The organism is Amycolatopsis sp. NPDC049252 (genome assembly GCF_043197175.1).
Classification (GTDB): Bacteria; Actinomycetota; Actinomycetes; order Mycobacteriales; family Pseudonocardiaceae; genus Amycolatopsis.
Window position 1 is genome coordinate 1 of the sequence record NZ_JBICSQ010000169.1, and the last position, 4,954, is coordinate 4,954.

Genomic DNA, 4,954 nt, shown 5'->3' on the forward strand with positions numbered 1-4,954 from the left:
GTCTGGCGTGAGTTCAACACGGCCACCCGCATGCTGAGCGCGCACCTCGAGGGTCAGCTGCAGCACGACTCGGGCATGCCCCACACTTACTACGAGGTGCTCGTCTCGCTGTCGGAAGCGCCGGGCCGACGCCTCCGGATGAGCGAGCTCGCCGACGCGCGCCAGGCGTCGCGCAGCCGGCTTTCGCACGCCGTCGCGCGCCTGGAGGCGAACGGCTGGGTCCGCCGCGAGGCCTGCCCGACCGACAAGCGCGGCGCGTGGGCCGTCCTGACGAAGGAAGGCTTCGCCGCCCTCGAAGCGGCGGCGCCCGGGCACGTCGAGGCCGTCCGGGAGAGCCTGTTCGACCCGCTGACGCCGGAGCAGGTGAGCGCGCTGGGTGAGATCAGCGCCGCGATCCGCAACCGGCTCTCGCCGAAATGTGCCGCGGCGCAGGCCGAGGAAGAAGCGCGCGAGTATCCGGGCGAGGTCGTCCGGCTGCCGAAATCGGGCTGACCCGGGGCGGCGCGTCGGGTTCACCGGGGCGGGTCGATAGGCTGCCATCGCCCACCCGACCCTCGTAGCCAGGTGCCTCAGACGATCCGATGCTCAATATCTTCGCGCGTGCCTCCGTTTCCCGCGTCACCGATCCGATCGGCCAGGCGCTGGTCCGCGCCGGGCTGACCCCGAACGCGATGACCGTGCTCGGCACCGCCGGCGCGATCGCCTGTGCCCTGGTCTTCTTCCCCAACGGCTTCCTGCTGTGGGGCACCTTCACGGTGTGGGGCTTCGCCATGCTCGACCTGCTCGACGGCGCCATGGCCCGGGCCCGCGGCTACGGCACCCCGTTCGGCGCGGTGCTCGACGCGACCTGCGACAGGCTGGTGGACGGCGCGCTGTTCGCCGCCATCGCCTGGTGGTGCTTCGTGGTCGACGACAACCACCCGGCCGCCGCGGCGGCCCTGATCTGCCTGGTGCTCGCCCAGGTCATCTCCTACGTCAAGGCCCGCGCCGACGCGTCCGGCCTGCCGGTAGACGGCGGGCTGGTCGAACGCGCCGAGCGGCTCATCATCGCGCTGGTCGGCACCGGGCTGCACGGCCTCGGCGTGCCGTGGACCGTGGACATCTCCCTCTGGCTGCTGGCCGTGCTGTCGGTCATCACGCTGCTGCAGCGCTTCGCCGGGGTGGCGAAGGCGGCTCGTGAAGCCGCCGCCGGGGAGCAGCCGGTATGAGCAAGGTGTCCGGCAGGCTCAGCGAGTTCGGTTACGCCGCCGCGTGGCGGCTGGCCGGCTGGCTGCCCGCCGGGTTCGGCGGCACCGTGTTCTCCCTGGGGGCGGACCTCGCCGTCCGGCAGGACGGCGGGGGTGTGCGGCAGCTGCGCGCGAACCTCGCCCGCGTCGTGCCGCAGGCCGACCCGGTCGAGCTGGACGAGCTGACCCGCCGCGCGATGCGCTCGTACGCGCGCTACTGGCACGAGACTTTCCGCCTGCCGTCGATGGACCAGGGTGAGGTCAGCAAGAAGGTCGCGGCCTCGATCACCGGCGTCGAGAACCTCGACGCGGCGCTGGCCGAGGGCAACGGCGCCGTGATGGCGCTGCCGCACAGCGGCAACTGGGACATCGCCGGCGTCTGGCTGGCCGACTACCTCGGCGGGTTCACGACCGTCGCCGAACGCCTGAAGCCCGAGTCGCTCTACCGCCGGTTCGCCTCCTACCGCGAGTCGCTCGGGTTCGAGATCGTCCCCCTGACCGGCGACAGCTCCGCGATGCGTGTGCTGCTCAAGCGGCTGCGGGAGAACAAGGCCGTCTGCCTGGTCGGCGACCGAGACCTGACCGACAACGGCATCCCCGTGAAGTTCTTCGGCGAGCCGGCCCGGATGCCCGGCGGGCCGGCGCGGCTGGCCGCGACGACCGGTGCCGCGCTGATCCCGGCGGGCTGCTGGTTCACCGAGGACGGCTGGCAGGTCCGGCTGCACCCGCGCATCCGCGTCACCGCGCGGGCCGAGGTCCCGGCCGCGACGCAGGCGCTGGCCGACATCTTCGCCGGCGACATCGCCGCGCACCCCGCCGACTGGCACATGGTGCAGAAGTTCTGGCCCGCCGACATGGAGGCCGCCGAGCCGGGCAGCCTCGAAGAAGCGAGCTGAGCCGTGACCGCGCGACCGATGCGGATCGGGATCGTGTGCCCGTACTCCTTCGACGTGCCCGGCGGCGTGCAGGGGCACGTGATCGACCTGACGAAGGCGCTGATCTCCCGCGGGCACCAGGTGTCCGTCCTGGCCCCTGCCGACGACGACGCCGACCTGCCGGAGTTCGTGCACCCGGCGGGCAAGGCGCTGGGGATCCGGTACAACGGCTCGGTCGCCCGCCTGCAGTTCGGCCCGGTCTCCTACGCCCGGGTGCGCCGCTGGATCCGCGAAGGTGACTTCGACGTCCTGCACCTGCACGAGCCCGCCGCGCCGAGCTTGTCCCTGCTGGCGCTGCTCATCGCCGACGGCCCGATCGTCGCCACCTTCCACACCGCGACGACCCGGTCGCGCACGCTCTCGGCGTTCCAGCCCGTGCTGCGGCCGCTGCTGGAGAAGATCACCGCGCGGATCGCCGTGTCCGCGCTGGCGCGGCGGGTCCAGGTGGAGCACGCCGGCGGTGACGCCGTCGAGGTCCCCAACGGCGTCGACGTCGAGTTCTTCTCCTCCGCGACGCCGTTGCCGGGCTACCCGCGGGCCGGCGGCACGGTCGGGTTCGTCGGCCGGTTCGGCGAGCCCCGCAAGGGCATGGGCGTGCTGCTGGAGGCGCTGCGGCGGATCCTGCCGGAGTTCGAGGACCTGCGGCTGGTCGTCGTCGGCCGTGGTGACGAGGACCAGCTGCGCCGTGACGCCGGCCCCGAGCTGGCCCCGCACCTGGAGCTCCTGGGCCAGGCCGACGACCACGTCAAGGCCCAGGCCCTGCGCAGCGTCGACGTCTACTGCGCGCCCAACACCGGTGGCGAGAGCTTCGGGATGATCCTCACCGAGGCGATGGCCGCGGGCACGCCGGTGCTGGCCAGCGGCCTCGACTCGTTCCGCCGCGTGCTCGACGACGGCCGGGCCGGGATGCTGGTCGAGACCGGCGACCCGGGCGCGCTGGCCGACGGGCTGCGCGAGCTGCTGGGTGATCCGGCGCGCCGGGCGTCGCTGGCCGCGGCGGCGGGGGAGCGGGTCACGATGTTCGACTGGTCGGTCGTGGCCACGCAGGTGCTGCGCGTCTACGAGACGGCCGTCGCCGCCGACCCGCGGCGCGTCGCGGCGCCGGAGCGGGAGTTCGCCCGGTGAGCGTGCTCGGCTGGCTGCTGCCGGTGCTCGCGGTGATCGTCGTGCTCGGTGGACTGTTCCTCGTCGCGACGGCGAACCGGCTCGACCGGCTGCACGTCCGGATGGACGCGGGCTGGGCCGCCCTCGACGCGGCGCTGGCCCGCCGCGCGGTGGTGGCCAGGGCGGTCGCCGTGGTGCTGGGCGACACCGAGCTGCGGACGTCGGCCGAACGCGCCGAAGCGGCGCCGCGGGCCGACCGCGAGACCGAAGAGAACGAGCTGACCCGGGAGCTGAGCCGCGTCGACCGGGCGGGCCTGCTGCCCGAGCTGGCCGAGGAGCTGACCGACGCCGAGCACCGGGTGATCATCGCGCGGCGCGTCCACAACGACGCCGTCCGCGACACCCTGCGGCTGCGGCGGCGCCGGAAGGTCCGCTACTTCCGGCTGGCCGGCACCGCGCCGCTGCCGGAGTACTTCGAATTCGCCGAGCCGGAGGTCTGACGCCGTGAGCTGGTGGGTCGTCGTCGAGGAGCAGCGCGGCAACGGTGACGGCCGGAGCTGGTCGCTGTCGGAGACGTTCCGGTTCGACGACCTGCCGGCCGCGGAGGCCGAGGCCCTGCGGCTGGCCCGCGAGTACGAGCCGTTCCACCCGTGGTCGGCGAAGTCGCGGCGGGTGCTGCGGGTCGCGGGCGGCTACCTGGTGATCGTCGACGGCCGGACCTCGACGTTCCACTTCCGGCTGACCGTGGGCGAAGAGATCTGAAACCTTCGCGCGCCCAGGCGCGTCGGAAGGGCATGAGTTCCATTTGGTGGGTCGTCATCGAAGAGCAGGGCGGCGCCGGCGACGCCCGGGGTTGGTCCGTCGCGGAGGCGACGCGCTACCCCGACCGCGAGAGTGCGGAAGACGAGGCGTACCTGCTGGCCAAGCAGCACCGGCCGGCGCGCCCGTGGTCGCCGCAGGGCCGGACGGTGCTGCGCGTGGCCGGCGGGTACCTGGTGCTGATCAAGGGCAAGACGGACACGTATCAGTTCCGGGTTTCGCTGGGTGAGGAGATCCGCTGAACCGGGGGACAATGGCGGCATGAGTGAACCCGAGGCCTGCGAAGTCGCCCACGGCGCCGCCGAACCGGACCCGGACGTGCGGACGCTGGTCGCCGTCTTCGCCTCGCCCGTGTCGCGGTACCTGCTGAAGTTCGCGCGGGACCTCGGGTTCCACGTCGCGCTGTTCGAACCGGACGCCGCGCGCGCGACCGACGTGCCCGGCGAGTTCGAGGCGGCGACGACGCTGCCGCCGCTCGACGGGTCCGCCGACGTCGTCGTCACCGACCACCACCGGCCCGAGCTCGGCGAGGTGCTCAAGGCCGCGCTCGAGCACAAGCCGCGCTGGATCGGGGTGCTCGGCAACCCGCGCCACCCCGGCCCGCACCTGGCCGCGCTGCGCGCCCTCGGGGTACCGGACGCCGAGATCGGCCGGGTGCACCGCCCGGTCGGGCTGAACATCGGCTCGCGGACCCCGCCGGAGATCGCGATCGCCACGCTGGCCGGGCTGCTGGCCGACCGCAACGGCCGCCCGGGCGGCTTCGACTTCACCGTCTGACCGGACGACACGCGTACGCAGCCGGACGACACGCGTATCCAGATGGACGACACGTGACCGGGCCGGCCTTTGGCCGTGTCGTCCAATCAGGTA

8 protein-coding genes are annotated in these 4,954 nt (G+C 73.3%); all 8 read left to right on the top strand.

All coding sequences use genetic code 11. The features are described from left to right. Positions 1-492 (top strand): MarR family winged helix-turn-helix transcriptional regulator (locus ACGFMK_RS48730; protein WP_392778833.1); only part of this gene is annotated, 492 nt, incomplete at its 5' end. Positions 493-581: 89 nt separating this feature from the next. Beyond that, the gene (gene pgsA / locus ACGFMK_RS48735; protein WP_392778834.1) at positions 582-1,208 is read left to right on the top strand and encodes a phosphatidylinositol phosphate synthase; all 627 of its coding nucleotides are present in this window, start codon (positions 582-584) and stop codon (positions 1,206-1,208) included. After that, on the top strand, positions 1,205-2,122 hold the full coding sequence (locus tag ACGFMK_RS48740; RefSeq protein WP_392778836.1) for a phosphatidylinositol mannoside acyltransferase: 918 nt from the start codon (positions 1,205-1,207) through the stop codon (positions 2,120-2,122). Before pgsA ends, ACGFMK_RS48740 begins: the two co-directional genes overlap by 4 nt. An 18-nt stretch (positions 2,123-2,140) precedes the next feature. Then, complete coding sequence (locus tag ACGFMK_RS48745; protein WP_392778850.1) at positions 2,141-3,286, top strand: glycosyltransferase family 4 protein; 1,146 nt, start codon at positions 2,141-2,143, stop codon at positions 3,284-3,286. Further along, the gene (locus ACGFMK_RS48750; protein WP_392778839.1) at positions 3,283-3,765 is read left to right on the top strand and encodes an NUDIX hydrolase; all 483 of its coding nucleotides are present in this window, start codon (positions 3,283-3,285) and stop codon (positions 3,763-3,765) included. The genes ACGFMK_RS48745 and ACGFMK_RS48750 overlap by 4 nt, the downstream gene beginning before the upstream one ends. A 4-nt stretch (positions 3,766-3,769) precedes the next feature. After that, positions 3,770-4,027 carry a hypothetical protein gene (locus tag ACGFMK_RS48755; protein WP_392778841.1) on the top strand — a complete coding sequence of 86 codons (258 nt, stop codon included), beginning with the start codon at positions 3,770-3,772 and terminating at the stop codon, positions 4,025-4,027. Positions 4,028-4,059: 32 nt separating this feature from the next. After that, positions 4,060-4,326 carry a hypothetical protein gene (locus tag ACGFMK_RS48760; protein WP_392778844.1) on the top strand — a complete coding sequence of 89 codons (267 nt, stop codon included), beginning with the start codon at positions 4,060-4,062 and terminating at the stop codon, positions 4,324-4,326. Between the two features lie 19 nt (positions 4,327-4,345). Next, the gene (locus ACGFMK_RS48765; RefSeq protein WP_392778847.1) at positions 4,346-4,861 is read left to right on the top strand and encodes an XdhC family protein; all 516 of its coding nucleotides are present in this window, start codon (positions 4,346-4,348) and stop codon (positions 4,859-4,861) included. Positions 4,862-4,954 lie beyond the last annotated feature (93 nt).